Origin of the sequence: Clostridioides sp. ES-S-0054-01, from assembly GCA_021561035.1 — a bacterium.
Lineage (GTDB): Bacteria > Bacillota > Clostridia > Peptostreptococcales > Peptostreptococcaceae > Clostridioides.
Genome location: CP067346.1, coordinates 2,148,237 through 2,170,919, shown reverse-complemented (window position 1 = coordinate 2,170,919; position 22,683 = coordinate 2,148,237). Strand labels below are relative to the sequence as shown.

Annotated in this window: 21 protein-coding genes and 1 pseudogene; 14 read left to right on the top strand and 8 right to left on the bottom strand. The window is 27.8% G+C overall.

Going from position 1 to position 22,683, the window contains the following annotated elements:
* Positions 1 to 29: 29 nt before the first annotated feature.
* Positions 30 to 746, bottom strand: coding sequence for a Crp/Fnr family transcriptional regulator (locus JJC02_10390; protein UDN53320.1), 717 nt, complete (start codon positions 744 to 746; stop codon positions 30 to 32).
* 164 nt (positions 747 to 910) lie between these two features.
* On the opposite strand from JJC02_10390, the gene JJC02_10385 reads away from it, so the two are divergent.
* The 5 genes from JJC02_10385 to JJC02_10365 all read left to right on the top strand — a co-directional run bounded on the left by JJC02_10385 (position 911) and on the right by JJC02_10365 (position 6,849).
* Positions 911 to 1,636: a 4Fe-4S binding protein gene (locus JJC02_10385; GenBank protein ID UDN53319.1), complete on the top strand. Its 726-nt coding sequence runs from the start codon at positions 911 to 913 to the stop codon at positions 1,634 to 1,636.
* 59 nt (positions 1,637 to 1,695) lie between these two features.
* Positions 1,696 to 3,288, top strand: coding sequence for a hydroxylamine reductase (gene hcp / locus JJC02_10380; protein ID UDN53318.1), 1,593 nt, complete (start codon positions 1,696 to 1,698; stop codon positions 3,286 to 3,288).
* Positions 3,289 to 3,581: 293 nt separating this feature from the next.
* Positions 3,582 to 4,487, top strand: coding sequence for a patatin-like phospholipase family protein (locus JJC02_10375; GenBank protein ID UDN53317.1), 906 nt, complete (start codon positions 3,582 to 3,584; stop codon positions 4,485 to 4,487).
* A 123-nt stretch (positions 4,488 to 4,610) separates the two neighbouring features.
* Positions 4,611 to 5,564, top strand: coding sequence for a peptide-methionine (S)-S-oxide reductase MsrA (gene msrA / locus JJC02_10370; protein UDN53316.1), 954 nt, complete (start codon positions 4,611 to 4,613; stop codon positions 5,562 to 5,564).
* A gap of 154 nt (positions 5,565 to 5,718) precedes the next feature.
* Positions 5,719 to 6,849 (top strand): helix-turn-helix domain-containing protein, encoded by a 1,131-nt coding sequence (locus tag JJC02_10365; protein ID UDN53315.1) that lies wholly within the window; start codon positions 5,719 to 5,721, stop codon positions 6,847 to 6,849.
* 116 nt (positions 6,850 to 6,965) lie between these two features.
* Here JJC02_10365 and JJC02_10360 read toward each other — a convergent pair whose 3' ends face one another.
* Complete coding sequence (locus JJC02_10360; protein UDN53314.1) at positions 6,966 to 7,934, bottom strand: L-lactate dehydrogenase; 969 nt, start codon at positions 7,932 to 7,934, stop codon at positions 6,966 to 6,968.
* Between the two features lie 644 nt (positions 7,935 to 8,578).
* Here JJC02_10360 and JJC02_10355 point away from each other — a divergent pair.
* From JJC02_10355 to JJC02_10330, 6 genes and pseudogenes are all read left to right on the top strand, one after another.
* Complete coding sequence (locus JJC02_10355; protein UDN53313.1) at positions 8,579 to 9,778, top strand: alanyl-tRNA editing protein AlaX-L; 1,200 nt, start codon at positions 8,579 to 8,581, stop codon at positions 9,776 to 9,778.
* Positions 9,779 to 9,829: 51 nt separating this feature from the next.
* Complete coding sequence (locus JJC02_10350; GenBank protein ID UDN53312.1) at positions 9,830 to 10,330, top strand: GNAT family N-acetyltransferase; 501 nt, start codon at positions 9,830 to 9,832, stop codon at positions 10,328 to 10,330.
* Positions 10,331 to 10,439: 109 nt separating this feature from the next.
* Positions 10,440 to 10,757 carry a hypothetical protein gene (locus JJC02_10345; protein UDN53311.1) on the top strand — a complete coding sequence of 106 codons (318 nt, stop codon included), beginning with the start codon at positions 10,440 to 10,442 and terminating at the stop codon, positions 10,755 to 10,757.
* A gap of 91 nt (positions 10,758 to 10,848) precedes the next feature.
* A pseudogene (locus JJC02_10340) lies at positions 10,849 to 11,077 on the top strand (VanZ family protein).
* 97 nt (positions 11,078 to 11,174) lie between these two features.
* The gene (locus tag JJC02_10335) at positions 11,175 to 11,963 is read left to right on the top strand and encodes a putative ABC transporter permease (GenBank protein UDN53310.1); all 789 of its coding nucleotides are present in this window, start codon (positions 11,175 to 11,177) and stop codon (positions 11,961 to 11,963) included.
* A gap of 288 nt (positions 11,964 to 12,251) precedes the next feature.
* The gene (locus JJC02_10330; protein ID UDN53309.1) at positions 12,252 to 13,571 is read left to right on the top strand and encodes an aminotransferase class III-fold pyridoxal phosphate-dependent enzyme; all 1,320 of its coding nucleotides are present in this window, start codon (positions 12,252 to 12,254) and stop codon (positions 13,569 to 13,571) included.
* Between the two features lie 74 nt (positions 13,572 to 13,645).
* On the opposite strand, the gene JJC02_10325 is transcribed toward JJC02_10330, so the two are convergent.
* The 6 genes from JJC02_10325 to JJC02_10300 form a co-directional block, all read right to left on the bottom strand.
* The gene (locus JJC02_10325) at positions 13,646 to 14,080 is read right to left on the bottom strand and encodes a hypothetical protein (protein UDN53308.1); all 435 of its coding nucleotides are present in this window, start codon (positions 14,078 to 14,080) and stop codon (positions 13,646 to 13,648) included.
* Between the two features lie 90 nt (positions 14,081 to 14,170).
* The gene (gene hydG / locus JJC02_10320) at positions 14,171 to 15,547 is read right to left on the bottom strand and encodes a [FeFe] hydrogenase H-cluster radical SAM maturase HydG (GenBank protein ID UDN53307.1); all 1,377 of its coding nucleotides are present in this window, start codon (positions 15,545 to 15,547) and stop codon (positions 14,171 to 14,173) included.
* The gene (hydE, locus tag JJC02_10315; GenBank protein ID UDN53306.1) at positions 15,548 to 16,633 is read right to left on the bottom strand and encodes a [FeFe] hydrogenase H-cluster radical SAM maturase HydE; all 1,086 of its coding nucleotides are present in this window, start codon (positions 16,631 to 16,633) and stop codon (positions 15,548 to 15,550) included.
* Between the two features lie 36 nt (positions 16,634 to 16,669).
* A complete protein-coding gene (gene hydF, locus JJC02_10310) occupies positions 16,670 to 17,878 on the bottom strand; it encodes a [FeFe] hydrogenase H-cluster maturation GTPase HydF (protein ID UDN53305.1) in 1,209 nt (402 codons plus the stop codon).
* A 14-nt stretch (positions 17,879 to 17,892) separates the two neighbouring features.
* Positions 17,893 to 18,144, bottom strand: coding sequence for an iron-only hydrogenase system regulator (locus tag JJC02_10305; GenBank protein UDN53304.1), 252 nt, complete (start codon positions 18,142 to 18,144; stop codon positions 17,893 to 17,895).
* A gap of 380 nt (positions 18,145 to 18,524) precedes the next feature.
* The gene (locus JJC02_10300) at positions 18,525 to 19,565 is read right to left on the bottom strand and encodes a M42 family metallopeptidase (GenBank protein ID UDN53303.1); all 1,041 of its coding nucleotides are present in this window, start codon (positions 19,563 to 19,565) and stop codon (positions 18,525 to 18,527) included.
* Positions 19,566 to 20,035: 470 nt separating this feature from the next.
* Between JJC02_10300 and JJC02_10295 the strand changes: the two genes are divergently transcribed.
* The 3 genes from JJC02_10295 (at position 20,036) to JJC02_10285 (ending at position 22,521) form a co-directional block, all read left to right on the top strand.
* On the top strand, positions 20,036 to 21,196 hold the full coding sequence (locus tag JJC02_10295; GenBank protein ID UDN53302.1) for a DUF819 family protein: 1,161 nt from the start codon (positions 20,036 to 20,038) through the stop codon (positions 21,194 to 21,196).
* 342 nt (positions 21,197 to 21,538) lie between these two features.
* Entirely contained in the window at positions 21,539 to 21,700 is a 162-nt protein-coding gene (locus JJC02_10290) for a hypothetical protein (GenBank protein UDN53301.1), read from the top strand.
* Positions 21,701 to 21,891: 191 nt separating this feature from the next.
* Positions 21,892 to 22,521 carry an endonuclease/exonuclease/phosphatase family protein gene (locus JJC02_10285; GenBank protein UDN53300.1) on the top strand — a complete coding sequence of 210 codons (630 nt, stop codon included), beginning with the start codon at positions 21,892 to 21,894 and terminating at the stop codon, positions 22,519 to 22,521.
* Positions 22,522 to 22,683: the final 162 nt, after the last annotated feature.

Here is a 22,683-nt window from a genome sequence, read left to right as displayed (position 1 = left end):
TATTATTTGAATATGAATGTTATATGAGCCTAAATATCTAACTTGTTTTGAAAACAAAAGATTTCAAACTTATTTTTATTAAAAGATAACAGACCTTCATCCCTCATCTTTCCAAGTTCTCTTGACATAGAACTTCTGTCAACACACAAAAAATCAGCCATTTCATTTCTTGAAAAAGGAATTGTAAATTTGTGGCTATCTGTTTGTTCTATCTGTTTTGAAAAATACATAAGTAATTTCTCACGAGTTGTTTTACGAGAAAGTAATTCTATTTTATTGTGAAGCAAAATATTTTTTTCAGCTATTAATTGTAGCATGTTTTCAACAAGTCTATTGTGAAATATACATGTAGATGAACAAATACTAGTTACATTTTTAAACTTTATAAATAAAACTTCACAAGAAGATGTTGTGGTCACTGTAACATTGCTTTTATGTAGTCTAGTACATGCAAATACCTCTCCAAATAAATCTCCAGGCAAGAGTTCAGCTACAATATTCCTATTACCTTCGATATCTTCTTTTATTATATGTGCACTTCCTTTAAGCATAATTCCTATTGAAGTAACTTCGCTTCCAACAGAGAATATTATACCATCTTTTGGGTAAATCTTATCTACAACACCTAAACATTCTAACATTGCTTCAAGTTCATCACTTTTAATTCCTTCAAATAGAGGAATTTTTTTTAGTAGGTCTATATGTTTTTCTAAAATTTTTTTCAAATAATCACTTCCCTGTTGCATATGCAACCGATAATTTATTTTTATTGTACTATACTAAGTTTATAAAAGCAAGGAGATATAAAAACCTTGCTATAAGAAATTTGAAATAAAAAGATGTAAGTCTTAAAAATAAATGTATAAGAAATCAATATTTTAAATTAAAAAAATTTTATGAGGTGATATAAATGATGAGAAAAATAATTAAAATTGATGAGAAAAAATGTAATGGTTGTGGACTATGTGTTGAAGCTTGTCATGAAGAAGCTATAGGAATGGTAAATGGAAAAGCAAAACTTTTAAGAGATGATTATTGTGATGGTTTAGGTGATTGTCTACCAACTTGTCCAACAAATGCAATTTCATTTGAGTATAGAGAAGCAGCAGAATATGACGAAGCTGCAGTAAAAGCAAATATGGAAGCAAAGAAAGCACAAAAGAAAAATTTAGCATGTGGATGTCCAGGCTCTCAATCTAAGTCAATAAATAGAGACGTTTCAAATAGTACAGCTGTAAACAATGATGTAGTAGAGATAAAAGGTTCTCAACTTAATCAATGGCCAGTACAAATAAAATTAGTACCGGCTAATGCGTCATATTTAAAGAATGCAAGTCTTTTAATAGCAGCAGACTGTACAGCATATGCATATGGAAACTTTCATAATAAATTTATGAAAAATAAGGTAACATTAATTGGATGCCCTAAACTTGATGAAGTTGACTATGCTGAAAAACTTACAGAGATTTTAAAAGAAAATGATATTAAAAATATAGTAGTAACACGTATGGAAGTTCCTTGCTGTGGTGGTATAGTAAATGCTGTTAAGACAGCTCTACAAAATAGTGGAAAAATGATACCATGGCAAATAGTTACTATATCTGTAGATGGAAAAATTGTGGATGGAGAAATTTAGTTAAGCGAATTACAGAAAAGTCTAATAAATTTTAATAAATAAAAAGGGAGGAATAAAAAATGGAAAAAATGTTTTGTTTTCAATGTGAACAAACAGCAGGAGGTAAAGGTTGTACTATAAACGGAGTTTGTGGTAAAAAAGGGGGGACAGCTAACTTACAAGATGAACTTACAGGGGTGTTGATTGGTCTTTCAAGAGCAACTATTGGAAATAAGAATAGACCAACAAGTGAAACAGATAAAGTTATGATAGAGGGATTATTTACTACTATAACAAATGTAAGTTTTGATGATGAAGCTATAAAAAGACAAATTGAAAAAACTGAGATAGAAAAAAATAAACTTGTACCTAGATGTTCGGATTGTTCAACAACTTGTAATAGAAATGATAACTATGATATGAAGAATTTGTGGAATGATAATGAAGATATACGTTCCCTAAAATCATTAATCTTATTTGGATTAAGAGGTATGGCTGCCTATGCATATCATGCAATGGTACTTGGTTATACAGACAAATACGTAAATGAATTTTTCTATGAAGGATTAATAGCAGTTGGAGGGGACTTATCTATTGACGAGCTTTTAGGTTTGGTTATGAAAACTGGAGAAATAAACTTAAAATGTATGGAATTACTTGATAGAGCAAATACTGAAACTTATGGAACACCAGAACCAACTCAGGTACCTATGAAAATCGAAAAAGGTCCATTTATCGTAGTTACAGGACATGACCTTTATGATTTACACAAATTATTAGAACAAACAAAAGATAAAGGTATAAATATATATACTCATGGTGAGTTATTACCAGCACATGCATATCCAAAATTAAAAGAATATAAACATCTAAAAGGTAACTTTGGTACAGCATGGCAAAATCAACAGAAAGAGTTTGACAATATTCCTGCTCCAATACTATTTACAACAAATTGTTTAATGCCTGTTAAAGATAGTTATAGAGATAGAGTATTTACTACAGAAGTAGTTGCTTATCCAGGTATGGTTCATATTGATGAAGATAAAGATTTTTCTAGCGTAATAGAAAAAGCTTTTGAACTTGGAGGATATAAAGAAGATGTTCATATGACTGGTATTAATGGAGGAGATACATTAACTACTGGTTTTGCAAGAGGTACAGTTTCATCTGTACAAGACAAAGTAGTAGATGCTGTAAAGAGTGGAGCTATAAGACACTTTTTATTGGTTGGAGGTTGCGATGGTGCAAAACCTGGAAGAAATTATTACACTGAATTTGTAAAGCAAGCTCCTAAAGATACTGTTATATTAACACTTGCATGTGGAAAATATAGATTTAATGATTTAGACCTTGGAGAGATAGGTGGTTTACCTCGTTTAATGGATATGGGACAATGTAATGATGCTTATAGTGCAATCAAAGTGGCAGTTTCATTGGCAAATGCTTTTGAATGTGGAGTAAATGATTTACCTCTTAGCATGGTACTATCATGGTATGAACAGAAAGCTGTTTGTATACTTCTTACATTGCTTCATTTAGGTATCAAAAATATCTATATAGGTCCTTCTTTACCAGCATTTTTATCTAAAAATGTATTAGATATATTGGTAGATAAATTTGCATTGACACCTATATCTACTCCTGAAGAAGATATGAAGAAGATTTTAGGGTAAAGAAGATAACTATATCTAAAAATAAATATATTTATAGTTAAAATATTTTTAAGTAATTGAAAAATAAACCTGCTTTTAGATATTCTTTTCAAGAAGCTTTGCATTAAATTTATAATACTTAGATATATAATACCTTATAAGTTTTATTTTAAGTATTACAAATTTGCATAGAACTTAAATATTAAAATAGGAACATTGTAATATGTAATTTGCATAAAATATATATACTATAGTGAAATTATTTTGACTAAAATTTAAAATGTATAAGGTGGTTTATGTGGGGGTATATATATATGAAAAATTCTAATTTTAATATATTGGCATTTGATGGTGGTGGATTAAAAGGAGCATTGAGTATATCCATACTTGAGAGGATAGTAAAAGAGTATCCAAACCTATTAAATAATATAAATATGTTTGGAGGTACATCTACAGGAAGTCTAATTGCATTAGGGCTTGCATATGGTGTAAGCCCTAAAGAGATAAAAGAATTTTATTCAATCGAAAATTCAAAGCATATTTTTAATAAAAGTTATACAGAAATACTTAGACCAAAGTATGAAAACAAAAACTTAAAAGAAATTTTACTGAGTATATTTCCAGAAGAACTAGAATTAAAAGATTTAAATAAATTAGTAATGATACCAAGTTTTTATATAGGAAATGAAGAAAGTTCATGGAAACCAGTATTTTATAACAATATGCCAAATTCTCTTACAAAGACTAGTAAAGTTGTAGATGTAGCGATGGCAAGTAGTGCTGCTCCAGTGTTTTTTCCAACATATAATTGCCATGTTGATGGAGGAATAATAGCAACTGACCCAAGTTTAGCGTGTATAATTCATGCCATTGACAGTGGACTTAAGCTTAAAAATACAAGACTTTTTTCGATAGGAACTGGATATGTATATAATAGTATAAAGGCAGATACTACTGAATGGGGAGCTATTGACTGGATAATTAATAAAGAACCCGAGTTACCCATTATATCTATTACATTAGAAGGGAATTCTCAAATGAGTCAGTTGTTTTCTCAAAAACTTCTTGGAGATAATTACTATAGACTAAATCCTAAGATGGAAAAAGATGTAGCTATGGATGATTGTGACGCGTTAGAATATTTGACATCTTTAGGAGAACATTGTGATATAAAAGATGCTTTTGGATGGATAAATAAAAAGAGTTTTTATAGAAATTAGATTCAATTTGCTATTATATTTGTACACATTATTTAATTGATTAGGTAAAAATAATAAAATACAGATTATTAAATTACTTCTTAGGGAATAAATAAAGTATACTTTATTTAAGGAGTGATGAAAATGATAAAACTTGCTACTTTTGCAGGTGGATGTTTTTGGTGTATGGTAAAACCTTTTGATAAGTATGATGGAGTTATTAAGGTAATTTCTGGATATACAGGCGGTCATATTGAAAATCCTACATATCAAGATGTATGTTCGGGAACAACTGGTCATGTTGAAGCTATTCAAATAACTTATGATGATGATATAATAAGTTATGATGAGCTCCTGAATATATTTTGGAAACAGATTAATCCTACAGATGATGGTGGACAATTTGGTGACAGGGGAACTCAATATAAGACTGCCATATTCTATCATGATGAAGAACAAAAGAATATAGCTTTAAAGTCAAAAGAACATTTGGAAAATAGTAAAATATTTGATAGTAAAATAGTCACTGATATAATTCCAGCAACTAAATTCTATGAAGCAGAAGAAAATCATCAGGATTATTATAAAAAAAGACCATTAAACTATAATATGTATTATAAAGGGTCAGGTAGATATAATTTTGTAAAAAGTCACTGGGATGGAAACAATATAAACAGGGAAGAATTAAAAAAGATTTTAACTCCTATACAATTTGAAGTCACTCAAAATGATATGACAGAGGTACCTTTTGAAAATGAATACTATGATAATGACAAAGAAGGAATTTATGTTGATATTGTAAGTGGAGAAGTTTTATTTTCTTCAAAAGATAAATTTGATGCTGGATGTGGGTGGCCAAGTTTTTCAAAGCCCGTTATAGATAAATCTATCATTGAGAGAAGTGATTTCTCACAAGGTATGTATAGAATTGAGGTAAGAAGTGCTAAAGGAAATTCTCATTTAGGTCATGTATTTGATGATGGACCAAAAGAACTTGGAGGATTAAGATATTGTATAAATTCTGCTTCTCTTAGATTTATACCTAAAGAAGATATGGAATCGTTAGGATATGGAGAATATCTAAAACTTTTTAAGTAATTAGAACTATTTATTGTAAACTTAGCAAAGGGTGAAAATATAAGAAAATATTTTCACCTTTTGTTTTTTTGTCAATAATATGATAAATTATTAATTGTAATCTTATAATTTATATCAATAGATTAAGAATTTAATTTTGAAAGAGAGAAAATAAATGAATTTAAAAGAATTTAATGGAAAGAGATTAAAATCAGCTAGAATATTTAGAGCAAAGACGATAGAACAATTATCTAAGGAAACTAAAATAAATAAAAAGGATTTAAAAGCTTTTGAAGAAAATAAGTATGTTCCAAATATGGAAAATACATTAAAATTATCTAATATATTAAATTTCCCAAAAGAGTATTTTTATAGAAATGAAAATATAAATGTAGTTGTAGAGGATATCCACTTTAATCCTCAATCTAAGCTACCTAGAATAGAAGAAATTTCTTACAGGGAAAAAATAATTATAATCCATAAAATATATTCGTTTATGGAAAGTTATATTAAGTTTCCAAAAGAAAATTTGCCAAATAAAAAAATAATGTCAGATATTAATATAAATGATATAGAATCTCTTGCATGTAGGACTAGAGAATTTTGGGATTTAAATAATAGTCCAATAGTAAATATGGTAAATCTGTTAGAGTCTAAAGGAATTATAATATCAGGTATGAATATAGACAGAAAAGGGGCAACAATTTTTACTCAAAAACAGAGAATTAATAAAGAAGCTAAATATCTAATATCTCTTGGTAATGATAAAAAATCAGCATCAATTAGAAATTATAATTTGGCATATGAGTTTGGTTATATAATAGCAAGTGAATTAAGAATAGCAAGTAAGCAATTTTCAGAAGATGAGTATGCTTGTGCATTTTTATTGCCAAAAGAAAGTTTTTTAGAAGATTTGATTCATCCAGACGATTTGGACTACTATGTAGAACTAAAGAAAAAGTGGATTGTGCCTATATCTGCTATGATTTTTAGAGCGTATAATCTAGGCAAAATAAATTACAAAAAATACAATTATCTTTTGAATGAGATGGATAAAAAGGGATGGTTAAGAGAAGAACCACTAGATAAAATGAAAAGTTCAAGCCCAACGTATTTAAAAAGAGCAGTTGAATTATTGATAGAAAATAAAATAATGAGTGTAAATAGTATAGTATCAAGTTTAGAGGAATTTGGAATAAATCTTTATACAGAAGACTTAGAATTATTGATGGGATTAAAAAAAGGATTCTTATCTAAAAATATAAATAAAAAAAGTAAAGTTATAAAATTTGATGGTAAAAAATAGGTTGATATTTTGGTATTAAAGTTAAAAGCAGGTATAAATGATTTAAACTTAACTTGGTTAAAAGTTTTTTGTTATGAGCAATTTACCTGCTTTTAGTGCAAAAAATAATCTTGAATCTAAAGTGTTTTTGAAAGTGCAATATGCTCTCTTAAAACAGAGCAAGATTTACTAAATTCATTTTGCTCATCTTCAGTCATATTGATTTCAATAATCTCTTCAATACCATCTTTTCCTATAACACAAGGAACACCTGCAAATACATTTTTTTCATTATATTGACCTTCCAATAATGTAGAAACTGGCAGAACTTTTTTCTCATTGTGTAGTATAGCTTTTACAATTTCTACTAAAGCAGTGCCTATCCCAAATTCTGTACAATCTTTACCATTTATTATACTTATTCCTGTTTTTTTATTTTTTTCAACTATTGATTGTAAGTCTAAATTGCTATAAGTATTTGGATTATCCTTTATCATATCCAAGATTGGCTTACCACCAATTGAAACATGAGACCAAGGAATCATTTGAGAATCTCCATGTTCACCCATAGAATAAGCTTGAATTGATTGTTGAGCTATTTTAGTTTCTTCAGATAAAAGTCTTCTAAGTCTTGTTGAATCTAGAGCTGTACCAGTTCCAATAACTTTATTTTTAGGAAAGCCAGATTTTTCCCAAATATAATTTGTAACTACATCAACAGGATTAGATATGACTACAAATATACCATCAAAACCAGAATCAACTATAGGTTTTATTATAGATTTTATCATTCCAATGGTTGGTCTTAGTAAGTCTAATCTAGTTGTGTTTTGTCTACGTAAAGGTCCTTCTGAAGAGTCTGCAACACTTATTACTACTATGTCAGAATCTTTACAATCGGCAAAAGTTCCTTTTTCTATATGTATTTTATGTGGCAGATATGAAACTGCATCAGCTAAATCTAAAGCTTGAGCTTTTGCCTTAGATTCATCTATATCAATCATAAAGAGTTCATCACAAACTCCTTGAGTTATCAAACTGAATCCACAATGAGAACCAACATGTCCTGAACCTACAATAGATATTTTTCTTGGCTTTATTGCCATTTTAAATCACTCCCCTTAAGATAACGATACATTTATAAGAATATTATATATTATAAAAAGATAGCGTATAAACTCTATAAATTTATATAAATACTTTATGTTTTTATAATTTTCTTATAAAGTTTTATAAAATATTAGTTACTGTTTTTTATGTGTTTTAATATTCTATTATTTCAGAAAATTTATTTAATATGATTTTATACTAAAATTTTTAAAAAAGCAATGTTAATATACCTTATACTAATGAATATTAAGGGAATAAACACATACTAAAAATTATTAATAAGTATTATTTTATTGATATTTAGAAAATTTAATATTAGAAAAGTAATGTATATTTCAAAACTATTAATAATAGACGAGATTAGTAAAACAGATTAAATTTAGTTTGCAAGTTTAATCTGTTTCAATACATTTTTTATGTTGTAAGAAAACGTATAAGTATGTACATTTGTAAAATATCGAAATAATATACGATTATAAATTTGTTAACATTAATATCTATATGTTAAAATATAGTATAAGATTGTTAGTGAAGAATAGGATGAGTTCTATTTTAGTTCACTTAAATTAAAGTTAGATTAAGATTTATATATTAAAAAATTAAAGTAGTTTAGAACTAAGGAAATGGAGAAAGAGTTATAATGGAAAAGTTATACTATACAGACCAGTATATAAAAGATTTTACAGCAGAAATAGTTGAAATAAGAGAAGTAGAAAATAAGTTTCATGTTTTATTAGATAAGACAGCGTTTTTCCCTGGTGGAGGAGGTCAGTTTGCAGACTTAGGAAAAATAGACAACTATGATGTAATAAGTGTATATGAAGAGGGAAAAAAAGTATACCATGTATTAGATAAAAAACCAATAAAGATACATAGAGTAAAATGTAGTATTGATTGGGATAGAAGAGAAGATGGTATGCATCAACACTTTGGACAACATGTATTATCAGGATGTTTTTTTAAGACTTTCAATGCAAATACAACAGGTTTTCATCTAGGAAGTGAGTATAGTACAGTAGATATAGAAGGAAATTTAGATGAGGATAAAATTAGAGAGATAGAGTTGCTTTCTAATGAAATTATTCGTCAGAATATACAAGTAGAGACATTACTTCCAACGAAAAAAGAATTGAAAAAGATTTGGTTAAGACGTGATTTGCCAAATACTGATGAAGAAATAAGAGTAGTAAAAATAGGGGATTTAGACACGAATGCATGTTGTGGAGTACACCCAAAATCAACTGGTGAATTGAGAATGATAAAAATAAAGAAATGGGAAAAACATAAATCGAGTACAAGGATAGAATTTTTGGCAGGTAAAAGGGCAGTGGATGAAGTATTAAAAAGGGATGTATATTTAACTAAAATATGCAGATATTTGAGTTGTAGTGAAGAAGATGCTATAAATGGTATCGTAAATCTAAATAGTAAAGTGGAAGAGGCTCTAAGTAAAAAAAGGAGACTTGAAGAAGTAGTAGCTACATATCAGGTTAAAGAAATGCTTGAAAATGCAAATAAGATTGGTAATATCGCAGTTATTAAAAAAATTTATGATGATGAAGATTTGAAATATGTAAATAAGATAGCAAATAAAATTACAGAAGATGAAGATAATATTGCATTATTAGCTGTTAAATTTGAAGATAAAATAAATTTAGTTTTTGCATGTTCTAAAAATTTAAAAGATATTAATATGGGAGTTTTATTAAAGGATGCAATAAGTCTTATAGATGGTAAAGGTGGAGGAAGTAAGGTATTAGCTCAAGGGGGTGGAAAGAATAATGGAAATTTAGAAGCTACACTTGACTATGCATTTATGAAGATAGAAAAAACTCTATAAATATATTGTATAAAAAACATCAATAGATAAAATAGATATGGGGGAATAAATATGGAACAACAAAAGGATTACATAGAGCTATATGAAAATGAAGAATTAATAGAGATAAGAGAAGCTCGTATGGATGATTTGGATATAATAGCAAAATTTAATTATAATTTAGCTAGAGAAACTGAAGGAAAAGAGCTTGATATGGATATCTTGACTAAAGGTGTAAAAGCATTATTGTTGGATGAGAGAAAAGGAAAATATTATGTATATACAGTATTTGATAAAGTTGTTGCACAGATTATGTATACATATGAGTGGAGCGATTGGAGAAATGGAAATTTCCTTTGGATTCAGAGTGTATATGTAGAGAAGGAATATAGAAGAAAAGGTATCTTTAATTATTTATTTAATTATATAAAGAATATATGCGATAAAGATGAAAACATTGTTGGAATGAGATTATATGTGGAAAAAGAAAATATAAATGCAAAATCAATATATGAGTCTTTAAATATGTATGAATGTGATTATAATATGTATGAATATGAGGTAATACGTTAGTAATATAAATTTATAATATTATTGTATTGATGTTATAAAATATTGAGTATATTGATAATCATGTGAAATAAATTGGATATTATAATTAGAATTTTTAGGGGGTATAAAAATGGACGTTTTAAAAGGAATGTTTTATGTATTTTTATTTTTAGATTTAGTATCAATATTCTCTTTCTTTTTTAACAAAGGAAAAATAGCATCTAATAAAATTGTGTTTAATGCAATAGGGGTACTTACATTTGTACTTTGTTTTATGCTTTTTAGCTATTATCCTAATAATAATCTTATTGGCAAATTTATTGCATTTTTATTTTTTATATTTGGAATCGCAGGAGTTATGTTGAAAGAAAAAAAATTTTTATATGCTAGGCTTCTTTTAACTTTAGTTATTGTTTTTTCTACACTAAGATTGTTCATTATTCAATAAATTGTATTTGTATGAAGCTTTGTTAAAGTCTGCACATTTAAGTGTAGACTTTTTTGTATTTTTACTTAAAAGTTAAGGAATATTTATTCCCATGGGAATTTTTTCCCTATAGTATTTAAAAATTTAAATAAAAAACTATAGTTATAGCAATTATACTTGTTAGTGTAGGATTTGAATCAATACAATATATTCTTGCTCTTGGAAGTAGTAATATAGACGATATTATTTTAAACTTATTAGGTGACATAATTGGAATTACTATTTACATAAATATGAATAAATTATTTCCTAATGATATTAGAAAAATTAAGCAGAAATAAAAGAATAACAAATATAAAAAACGAAAAAACTATTTCTATAATTATTTTTACATTATGCATAAAATAAGATAACTTAGTGAAGGAGTAGAGATAAATTATGGAAATAATAAAGTATATCTTATACTTTTTTATATATTCTTTTTTAGGATGGGCAGTAGAAAGTATAGGATGTTCCATAGCAAGTAAAAGAATAATCAATAGAGGGTTTTTAAATGGTCCAATATGCCCTGTTTATGGTTTTGGAGCAGTGATTGTGATATCACTATTGGGAAGATTTAATAATATAATTATAGTATTTCTATTAGGCATGATTTTAACCACAATACTAGAGTATTTTACAGGATTTATTTTAGAAACCTTATTTCATGCAAAATGGTGGGATTATTCTGACAGAAAATTCAATATAAAGGGTAGAGTATGTTTAAAAAATGCAATATACTTTGGTATAATGTCTGTTTTAATAATAAAGTTCATACATCCATTTGTAAAGTATTTTGTAGGTATGATTCCATATAGAATATTAATTTCAATGGCTATAATTACAACACTTTGGACTATACTTGATTTAATTGTTACTATTATGACACTTAAAAAGTTAGATATAAAGTTAAACTTACTAGACGATATAATTTCAGACCTTAATGATATAAATGTAAAGTTGGATAAATTTGATAGAGAAGAGATACAAGCTTTATTTAAAACAATAAATAATAATGAATTAGAAGCTAGAGAAAAAATAAATACAATAAACAGTAAATTAGACCGTATAAAGTCCAATGTTATTTTACAAAAAAGAGTTATAAAAGCTTTTCCATATATAAAACATAAAAAACAACAAGAGCAATTAGAGTATTTTAAAACGATTATTAATGAGAATAAAAGATAATTATAAAATTTAATAAAAAATAGAATAATGGTATTTATAAGATAATTTTCAATGGACTCTATAAAAACAGAATAGAGTCCTTATTTTTTTGAAAAATAATGTTTATTTGATGAAAGTAAAATATATTGTTTCTGAATAACAAATATTTTGAAAATTATAAAAACATATATTGACAATTTGTGCCGAAGATAATAACATTAATTATATAAAGAATTTTATATGAGAATATCTTTATAAATCGCAATAATTTTAAAACATAAATTTATTTAAAGAAGGGATGATTTGCCAATGAGCGAAATAACTAGTCAAATGATAAGTATAGAAGAAAAAAAGTATGTTGCTAAAACTCAAAAAATACCTTACTACCCAGTAGCATTTAAATCAGGTGATGGTGCTATGTTATATGATTATGAAGGTAATGAATATGTAGATTTTTTAGCAAGTGCAGGTTCTGCGAATGTAGGTCATGGTAATAAGGAAATCTCACAGGCAGTTAAAGAACAAATGGATGATATCACACAATATACACTTGCATATTTCCATAGTGATCCTCCTGTAAAGTTAGCTGAGAAGCTTGTGGAGATAGCCCCTGGAGATAATGATAAAAAAGTACTATACAGTGCAACCGGTTCTGCTTGTATAGATGCTGCTATAAAACTAGCAAGAGGGTATACTGGAAGAACAAAGATAATATCTATGTGTGAATCTTATCATGGAAGTACTTATGGTGCTATATCTATATCTGCATTAAGTACAAATATGAGAAGAAAAATGGGTCCATTGTTATCAGAGGTTTATCACTTCCATTACCCTGATAAAAATAGAACAGCTAAAGAATGTTTAGATGAGATAGAATATGCTTTTGAACACTATCTACCAGCAGAAGAAGTAGCTGCAGTATTTATAGAACCAATAGCAGGAGATGCAGGAATAATAGTGCCTCCAGTAGAGTGGGTACAGGGATTAAGTAGAATATGTAAAGATAATGGAATATTGCTTATAAGTGATGAAATACAACAAGGTATGGGAAGAACAGGTAAGTGGTTTGGTATAGAAAATTTTGGTGTTGAGGCAGACCTTATAGTTCTTGGAAAATCTGTTGGAGGTGGATTACCTTTAGGAGCAGTTGTTGGAAGAACTGAGATAATGCAAAGTCTTGATGCACCAGCACATCTATTTACTTTAGCTGGAAATACAACAGTATGTGTAGCTGCCTTAAAATCTATAGAGATAATTGAAAAAGAAAACTTACTTCAAAAGAGTATAGAAATGGGAAATTATATTAAAGCGGGATTTGAAAAGTTAAAAGAGAAATACGATATAATTGGAGAAATAAGAGGTCTGGGATTATCTATAGGAGTTGACATAGTTAAAGGTAAAGGTTCTAACGAAAAAAATCCAGATGCTACAACTAAGATATGTTATAGATGTATACAAACTGGTTTAATAATGATATTCTTAGGGCAATCTACTTTAAGAGTACAACCTCCTTTGGTAATAACTAAAGAACAAGTAGATAAAGCAATGAGCATCATAGATTCTGCAATAGATGATTATTTAAATGGTAGAATTGGTGATGAAGTATATGAAGTAACTCAAGGTTGGTAAAATAAATATTAAATAAAAATAAGAGTTATCTCAGTTTTAGAAAGTAATTTCTGAAATGAGATAACTCTTTTAAGTTACCCACAAGTAAGAAGATTATTTGGTTCATTAAAGGTCATGTTTCGGGTGTCATTCTTGTGAGTATCAGAAACAGTATTACGAGAATAGTTACCTTTGTTCGTATTATCTGTTAATTTAGTTATAATTAATATTGCCAAAAGAATAAAAATTACTGTGTATAAAGCAATAACATATGGTTTTCTTTTATACTTGTATTTGTTGTTAAAAAAAGAATTCCCATAACTATTTTTATTTACTTTATATTTTTTGATGTTTGTATTCTTTTTCTTGTTACTTTTCTTTTTACCATCCTTTTTTCTATTTTTAGGGTAAGGAATGACTTTATGTGTATTATCAAGTTTGGTGTTTTTATTTTTTTGAATATTGTTTTCCAGGATAGCTTTCTTTTCTCCAAATTGAATAGTTTTATTGGTATTGTTGTTATCTTTCAATGTTAATCTCCCTCCCTTAAACTTTCCCTTTAGATAATATTACTACTAACCCATGGAATATACAATAAATAATATATAAGTAATAAAATTTTATAGGTATAAATCTCTCTCTCCACGTTCTAAGGCAGTCATATTGTTAGATACTATGTTTCTTATATCTTCTCTTTCTATCTTAGCTATTTCCTCTGAGATAAGTTTTTTGCCCATAGTTTTAAGTTCTTCATCTCCATAGTCAATCAGAAATTCATTTAATGTAGTAAGAGCATTTGGTGTACAGACATTATGGATTTGTCGACTTTTAGCTAAGCTCATAAATCTATCGCCAGTTCTACCCTTGCGATAACAAGCTGTACAATAGCTAGGTATATATCCATCAGTAATTAATTCTTTAAGCACTTCTACAGGGCTTCTATGGTCTCCAACTTCAAATTGTTCTGTGTTGTCACCATCTTCGTATGCTTTATATCCTCCAACACCTGTTAGAGAACCTGCACTAATTTGTGATACACCGTATTTTAACAATTCATTTCTCATTTCGGCAGTTTCTCTAGTGGACATTATGATTCCAGTAAAAGGAACAGCTAATCTAGTTATAGCTACTATTTTTTTGAACATATCATCAGAAACTAAGTGAGGAAAATCTTCTAAGCTCATGCCCTCAGCTTTTTTTAATCTAGGGAAAGATATAGTATGGAAACCTACACCAAATTTTTCCTCTAAGTGCTCGTTGTGCATCATAAGCCCTAGAACTTCAAATTTAGGGTCAGATAAACCAAATAAAACTCCTGCACCAACATCATCAACACCAGCTTCCATAGCTCTGTCAAAAGCTGTTAAATGGTAATAGTAGTCATTTTTTATAGATTGACCATGCATTTTTATAAATGTTGGCTTATGATAAGTTTCTTGGAATAATATATAAGTTCCTATTCCTTTTTCTTTTAGTAACTTATACTCATCTACACTTGTAGCCGCTATGTTAACGTTTACCCTTCTTATATTTCCATTTTCGTTATACGTTGAATAAATTGCATCTAAGCAATCTAGGATATAATTTATATCACAATTCTTAGGGTCTTCACCAGCTTCTAGAGCAAGTCTTTTATGACCCATTTTTTCTAATATTTTAACCTCTTCTTTTATTTCGTCCATAGTAAGTTTTTTTCTTTTAAATTTGTTGCATTTACTGAAACCACAGTAAACACATTCATTCACACAGTAGTTTGATACATAAAGAGGGGCAAATAAAACCACTCTATTACCATATATTTCATTTTTTATTTGCCCAGCTATACTAAATAATCTATCTAATTGTTTTTTATCTTCTACTTCGAGAAGTATAGCTATATCTTTATAACTAAGTTTTTCCCTTTTATCAGCCTTATCAAGTACATTTTCAATATCATCATAAGTTGAATTTTTTGCATCCTTTAATAAAGAATTAATAAGTTCATGGTTTATGAACATTTACAAACGCCTCCATTCAATATTATCACCGCGAGAATAGTCGACCTTAAGTCCTAATGACTTGATGTTTTCTTCTAAACTTTGGTGATATTCACAAGCTTCTTGACCAGTAAAGGCTTTGTTATCGTAAAGAGAATATTGTTTTCTAAATTCTTGAGGAGAAAGGTTTGGCATAATTACATTACAGCCAGCTAAAAGACCTGCATTTCTACCACTAGGGTTTATAGATGCAAGAGCTGTTGTAGCAGGTAATAAAACTTTTGGAAGTAGAAGTCTTGTAATTGAAAGCATAAGTAATGTCTTTTCTAAATCTCCATGTTTATAATCCTTAAATATTGTATCATGGTGTGGAATAAAAGGTCCTATTCCAACCATATGAGGATTTAATTCTTTTAGGTATAATAAGTCACGAACAAGGTCATCATTGCTCTGAAATGGTGAATCGACCATAAATCCAGCACCTACTTGATAACCAATTTCCTTAAGGTGTTTTAGGCATTCTTTTCTAGTACTAAGCTTAATGTTTGGCGGATGTAATTTTTTATAATGACTGTCTGTAGCAGTTTCATGTCTTAAAAGATATCTATCAGCACCACATGAAAAGTATTTTTTATACGAGTCATAACTCTTTTCTCCTAGTGATAGGGTTATGGCACAATCCTCATATTTATTTTTTATGCTTGAAATAATTTCACATATTTTATCATCAGTAAAATATGTATCTTCACCACCTTGCAAAACAAATGTTCTGTATCCTATTTTATAACCTATATCACAACATTCAAGTATTTCATCAAGTGAAAGCCTGTATCTTATGATATTTTTATTGGAAGATTGTATTCCACAATAGTAGCAATTGTTTTTACAATAGTTTGTAAGTTCTATAAGTCCTCTCAAGTAGACTCTATTTCCATAATGTTTATTTCTCATGTCGCTAGCTTGTTTATAAAGATAGTTTCTTAAATTTTGTTCAAAGTTATATTCTTCATTGTCGATATTTTCTATTAAATATAGTAGTTCATCAAAACTTAATGAATTAATGCTGTAAAGTTTATCTATAAAGTATTTAATCTTATTCTTAGTCATATTCCAAATATGTAATTATTAAATATAGTTAAATTTTTAGTAATTGAAAAGTTCAAGCGATCTTTCCAAAATACCTTTTACATATGCTATTAAGATACCATAGTTTACAATAGGTACATTGAAAGATTTTGCCTTTTCAATTCTAGATAACATTCCAACTCTATTCATCATACAAGCTCCACAGTGAACTACAAGGGCATATTTATTTATATCTTCAGTGAATGATATTCCAGAACTAAATTCAAAACTAATATTTTTACCAGTTTTCTTTCTAATCATATTAGGTATTTTTACTGTTCCAATATCATCAGTCTGTCTGTGATGAGTACATCCTTCGGCCATCAAGACTTTATCACCATCTTTTAAATTTTCTAAAGCGTAAGCGCCATTAATCAATTCTTTAAGGTCTCCCTTTTGTCTAGCAAATAATATAGAAAAAGATGTAAGAGGAATATCTTTTGGAGTATCTTTATCTACTTGTGGAAATACTTGAGAGTCAGTAATAACAAGCTTAGGTTTTTTACCCAAATTAGATAGAGTTTCTTTTAAACTATCTTCTTTTGTAACTATAGAAATTGCCCCATTATCCAAAACATCTCTTATAACTTGCTGTTGAGGAAGTATAAGTCTACCTTTTGGAGCTGCTTTATCTATTGGAACAACTAAAACAACTAAATCATTTGGCTCAATTAAATCTGATACCAATCTAAATTCAGTGCTATCTTTAGGTAAAACTCTTATTATTTCATTTTTTAAATCTTCAATCCCAATTTTATCTGTTGATGAGACAGAAACAACTGGACATTTAACTTTATTTTTAGCTAGGTTCAAAATTTCTGATTGATTCTCAATTGTATCAATCTTGTTAAGAATTAAAATATGAGGTATATTCTTATCATTAAACTTTTCAATTAGTGATAAATCTTCTTTTGATATACCAATTTGGCAATCCACTACTAGTAAAGCTATATCTGTCTTTTCTAAAACATCAAGTGATTTACTTATTCTAAGTTCACCAAGCTCACCAATGTCATCAAGACCGGCAGTATCTATAAGAACACAAGGTCCTATAGGAAGGATTTCCATTGGTCTAAATACTGGGTCTGTAGTAGTTCCAGCAATATCTGAGACTATTGCAGCACTTTGATTTGTTATAGCGTTTATTATGCTAGATTTACCTGCATTTCTTTTGCCAAAGAGACCTATATGTACTCTTATTGATTGTGGAGTAGAATTTAGACTCATTTGTACTCACCACCTTAAATTTCTTTTTTTGATATACTAGTTTTTACAGATACGTGAGGTATATTTCCCAATTTACCAGTCAAACTATTAATAGTGTCCATTTCGCCAACAACTGCTATGCATACGATTGATACGCCTTCTTTTTCGCAAGGAATTCCCATTCTTCCTTTAATAATACCTTTAAAACCTGATACAACATCATTGAATTTAATCTGACATTCTTTTGGTTCTTCCAAAATAGCACTTATAACTGCAACCTTTTTCATAAATATCCTCCTAACGCAGAAAATATGTCTCAAACAAATCCAAAATCAAAAAACTTTTCTTTGTAAAGAAAAGTTTCTACAAAAGAAAAGTCATTAATTACACAAGTATAATGTGCTATATTAAACTATTTCCTTACAGATTAGATAACTCTTTTCTGGTAGGTTTAGCTTGTAAAAATTTAATTTAACAACAATTAACTAAAGAAAATTTTTACACAATTTATATAAATTATAATAAAAATTAACTAAAGAAAATTGAAGCTACTTATATAATAGTAGTAAATTGAAATTAAGTCTATATAAAAACCAATTTTTGTATAAAAATAAAAATTAAAGTTGGTTATTTGTTAAGAATTGACTTTGATAAAATATATAATTAATTATTCTTTAAGCATATAATTTATAAGTAGTTTTAGTGTATTCTCAATAGCTTCTATATGTGTTCTTTCATAGTGGTGACTATTGTTTGTTCCAGGACCAACACATGCTATTTGAACATCTTCTCCCCAACGAATAGCTTCTGAAGCATCTGAACCGTAGAAAGTAAATACATCAACAGCGTAGTCTAAATTATTGTCTTGTGCAACATCGACAAGTTTGTTTCTTAAATTAAAATCATATAATGATAAATTATCTTTTGCAACTATAGTTACACCATGTTCACTAGATGTTTGACTTGGTCCAGTAGGTGCTATATCTATTGCTACAAATTCTTTTGTTTTTTCAGGTAAACATTTAGACACACCATGCCCAATTTCTTCATAATTACTTATATAAAAGTTAGTAGTATGTTTAGGTGTTAAATTATTTTCCTTAAAATATCTACATATTTCAAGAACCATTGCCACAGCTGATTTATTATCTATATATCTAGATTTTATAAAACCAGATTCTGTAGCTTCAAAGCGATGGTCTAGACACACAAAATCCCCAACACTTATTCCTAAATCTAATACATCTTGCTTTGTAAATACTTTTTCATCAAGTCTAATAATCATTGTTTCTTCATTTCTTTCAGTTGCAGCTTTTGTTTGACCATATATATGAGTAGAAGCATATTTAAATACAACACTTCCTCTAATTTTTTTACCTTTTCTAGTTATAACAGTGCAGTTTTCTCCTTCTATAGCATTCCAACATCCACCACCAACTTTATGATACTTAAGAGTACCATCAGATGATATTTCTTTTACCATAGCTCCAAGTGTATCCATATGTGCAGATATTGTTATTTGATTTAAATCATCTTCACCAGGAAGAGTAGCTATAAGCGCACCTTTTTTTGTAAGAATAGTATCAAGACCTAAATCCTCAAAATCTTTTTTACTTTCTAAAACTGCATTTTCAGTATACCCAGCTGGGCTTGGAATGTCCAAATATTTTTTCATTAAATTTATAGTATTAGTTAAATTTAAATTCATATTATTTCCTCCTAAATAAATATATTCATACAAATTATAACATAAATACGAATGTTCTGAAAACTAAAATTGAAAGAAAAAAATCTAAACGTATTTAAAAAAAAGTATATAAAATAAATTTAATTTACATCATGTAGATTTAAAGTGAAAATAGTTTGATTTAATAATTAATAGGAATAAATACAAAACAAAATAGATAAATAATAAAATATTTAGTTTAATTATCTTTACAAATAAAAATTTTAGTAATAAAATAATTGTTGAAAAAGATTTTAAATTCAGATTATTCATATCTAAAGTAATTAATTTGTAGACCTTTATTAATATATGTAAATATTTAGTCATATATGTATTTAATTAGTATGATTTAGGTAAAAATATTTATTTTAATTGTTTATTGTCTGAAAAAAGTCTTTACTTAGGAATCATAAAAAATCAAATTAATTAGGAAAAGAAAGGGTGTGTATAATGTGATTGAGAATGGATTTGTATATTGTAGTTTCTTGATTGTATTCGTAGGTGTAATTTTCTTTATGGTTGATAAATTAAAATGGAAGGTATTTGATGTTATTAATCCAATGCTTTTAATATATTTAGGCTCAGCTATACTTGCATCATTCGGTTTATTTGCACAAAATGAAGATGTTGGAACGTATCAAAATATAATAACAGTAAATTTCCTTCCATTAATGTTGGTGTTCTTATTAATTCAATGTGATTTAAGAAAAATATTAAAGATGGGGCCTAAAATGTTACTATCATTTTTCTGTGCTACATTTACATTTATGCTTGGATTTGTTATAGCATTCATAATTTTTAAAGGCTCAATGGGTGCAGATTCATGGAAAATTCTTGGAGCAGCATCTGGTTCATGGATAGGTGGCTCATCAAATATGATTGCAGCAGCTAATGCTCTAGGAGTTGCAGAAGAAGGTCTTAGTTATGCGATACTTATGGGTTCTATAGGATATACAGTATGGATGTCTATTTGTCTAATGTCTGTAAAGTTTGGAGCTAGATTTAACAAATGGACAAAGTGTGATACAAGTTTTATAGATGAGGTTACATCAAAACTTGAAAAAGAAAATAGTGACAATACATCACCTACATTTGTAGAACTTATGATTTTACTTTCTGTTGGGTTTGGAGTTGCAGCTTTCGCACAAATTGTATCTAAAATACTTCCAACTTCAGGTATACTTAATGAAACTATGTGGGTAGTACTTGTTGCATCTACAGTGTCAATATTATTAGGTATGACAAAAGTATCAAAGCTTAAGGGAAGTACACTGGTAGGAAATGTGTTTATGTATGTACTTCTTGCAGCTACAGGTAGTAAAGCAAATTTCTTTGGATTATCAGAAGCACCTGTTTACATAATGTTTGGATTAGTAGTAGTTTTTGTACATGCGATTTCATTTATAGGGCTTGCAAAACTATTTAAACTTGATTTATTTACCTGTGAGGTAGGAAGTATAGCTAATATAGGTGGGGTAACAACAGCTCCTATGATTGCTGGGGTTCATAATCCTGTATTAATACCAGTAGGTGTACTTATGGGGCTTTTAGGAAATATTATAGGTACTTATTGTGCTCTTATGGTAACTCAAATACTACATATGTTAGCTTAATAAAAATATGGTATAAAATTAATAATTTAAGTAAGAAAAGTCATTTTAATTTAAGCATAAGCTTTTATTGAAATGGCTTTTTTTGTTTGACAAGATAATTTATTTCAAGAAGATATTTTGACATATTTAGTGTATAATATTGTAAAATTTACCAAAATCGAGATATATTTAATTTTTGTATTGAATCGAACATCTGTATGGTGTATAATAAATATACAGAACGAATGTTTGCAGAACGGGTGTTTTTTGAATTTATTTTAATAATTTATGAATATATATCATAATGCATAAATATATTTAAATATAAAGATTAAAAAGAATTTAAAGGAGTGTTGATAACTTATGATAATTCCATCAAGAAGAATACAAGATATAACATTAACAAATTTAAAAAATGGTGAAGTAACTTTAATTGAATTGGATGAAATATACAAGAAGATGGGATTTTTATTTGTTGTTAGTGAAGGCAAATTGAAAAAGATAAAAAAGGAGAATCATCATTAGAAATGGATGAAATAATAAATATTATAATAATTTATAAAACCTAACTTATGTAGAATATAAATACTTAAGTTAGGTTTTTTTGTGATAAAGTTTATAAGTATTTGATTTTATAAGATAAGTAATGGTTTAAGTGAAAAGTAAATAAGTTTAAACTTTAATAAGTATTATATTGCATAAGAGGTGATATTATTATGAAAATAGTAACCTACAATATTCATAAAGGTATGGATTCAAATAATAGATTAACTCTAACTAAAATGGGACTATATTTAAAACAGTTGGATTGTGATGTAATTTGTTTACAAGAAGTATTATATCCTCAATTTCTAGCTTTAAAAGCTGTTTTAAATATGGATGGTGTCTTTGCTACAAATGTAAAAAAAGTAAATATGATATATGGTATTTGTACATTTACAAAATTTAAGATGCTAAACAGTAACCATTTTTTCTTAACTAGTAAAAAAGAGCAACGGGGAGCACTTTGTATAACTATAAATGCATATGGAAGAATTATAAATATAATAAATACTCACTTGGGTCTTGATAGACAGGAGAGAGCAAAACAATTGGACGAAATAATGGACTATAGAAACAGATTAGTGGGGACAGTTGTTTTGTGTGGTGATTTCAATGAGAAAAATGTCTTTTTAAGTATGTTTAATGATATGGCCATTTCACTAAACAAGTCTTATTTACCCACATTTGAAAAATCAAACTCTAGAATAGATTACATTTTTGTCAATAAAAATACTGAAATAAAAGGATATACAGTAGAAAAAATTTACTTGTCTGACCATTATCCTGTGATAGGTTACATTTAAATTTCAACATAAATAAAATTAATTATTATAAAATCAACAATTTTTTTATTAAGAAATAATGAAAATATAATAAAAAATATCAAAAATAAAACTAATTATAAAACATAAATTTACAATAAAGTTACATTTGATTAAATTCCTTGTTTAAAAAAAGCTATTCAA

What these genes read in the sequence shown, in the direction of transcription:
- JJC02_10390 (UDN53320.1), bottom strand. Translation starts at nt 746, where the DNA reads ATGCAACAGGGAAGTGATTATTTGAAAAAAATTTTAGAAAAACATATA.
- JJC02_10385 (UDN53319.1), top strand. Translation starts at nt 911, where the DNA reads ATGATGAGAAAAATAATTAAAATTGATGAGAAAAAATGTAATGGTTGT.
- hcp (UDN53318.1), top strand. Translation starts at nt 1,696, where the DNA reads ATGGAAAAAATGTTTTGTTTTCAATGTGAACAAACAGCAGGAGGTAAA.
- JJC02_10375 (UDN53317.1), top strand. Translation starts at nt 3,582, where the DNA reads ATGAAAAATTCTAATTTTAATATATTGGCATTTGATGGTGGTGGATTA.
- msrA (UDN53316.1), top strand. Translation starts at nt 4,611, where the DNA reads ATGATAAAACTTGCTACTTTTGCAGGTGGATGTTTTTGGTGTATGGTA.
- JJC02_10365 (UDN53315.1), top strand. Translation starts at nt 5,719, where the DNA reads ATGAATTTAAAAGAATTTAATGGAAAGAGATTAAAATCAGCTAGAATA.
- JJC02_10360 (UDN53314.1), bottom strand. Translation starts at nt 7,934, where the DNA reads ATGGCAATAAAGCCAAGAAAAATATCTATTGTAGGTTCAGGACATGTT.
- JJC02_10355 (UDN53313.1), top strand. Translation starts at nt 8,579, where the DNA reads ATGGAAAAGTTATACTATACAGACCAGTATATAAAAGATTTTACAGCA.
- JJC02_10350 (UDN53312.1), top strand. Translation starts at nt 9,830, where the DNA reads ATGGAACAACAAAAGGATTACATAGAGCTATATGAAAATGAAGAATTA.
- JJC02_10345 (UDN53311.1), top strand. Translation starts at nt 10,440, where the DNA reads ATGGACGTTTTAAAAGGAATGTTTTATGTATTTTTATTTTTAGATTTA.
- JJC02_10335 (UDN53310.1), top strand. Translation starts at nt 11,175, where the DNA reads ATGGAAATAATAAAGTATATCTTATACTTTTTTATATATTCTTTTTTA.
- JJC02_10330 (UDN53309.1), top strand. Translation starts at nt 12,252, where the DNA reads ATGAGCGAAATAACTAGTCAAATGATAAGTATAGAAGAAAAAAAGTAT.
- hydG (UDN53307.1), bottom strand. Translation starts at nt 15,547, where the DNA reads ATGTTCATAAACCATGAACTTATTAATTCTTTATTAAAGGATGCAAAA.
- hydE (UDN53306.1), bottom strand. Translation starts at nt 16,633, where the DNA reads ATGACTAAGAATAAGATTAAATACTTTATAGATAAACTTTACAGCATT.
- hydF (UDN53305.1), bottom strand. Translation starts at nt 17,878, where the DNA reads ATGAGTCTAAATTCTACTCCACAATCAATAAGAGTACATATAGGTCTC.
- JJC02_10305 (UDN53304.1), bottom strand. Translation starts at nt 18,144, where the DNA reads ATGAAAAAGGTTGCAGTTATAAGTGCTATTTTGGAAGAACCAAAAGAA.
- JJC02_10300 (UDN53303.1), bottom strand. Translation starts at nt 19,565, where the DNA reads ATGAATTTAAATTTAACTAATACTATAAATTTAATGAAAAAATATTTG.
- JJC02_10290 (UDN53301.1), top strand. Translation starts at nt 21,539, where the DNA reads ATGATAATTCCATCAAGAAGAATACAAGATATAACATTAACAAATTTA.
- JJC02_10285 (UDN53300.1), top strand. Translation starts at nt 21,892, where the DNA reads ATGAAAATAGTAACCTACAATATTCATAAAGGTATGGATTCAAATAAT.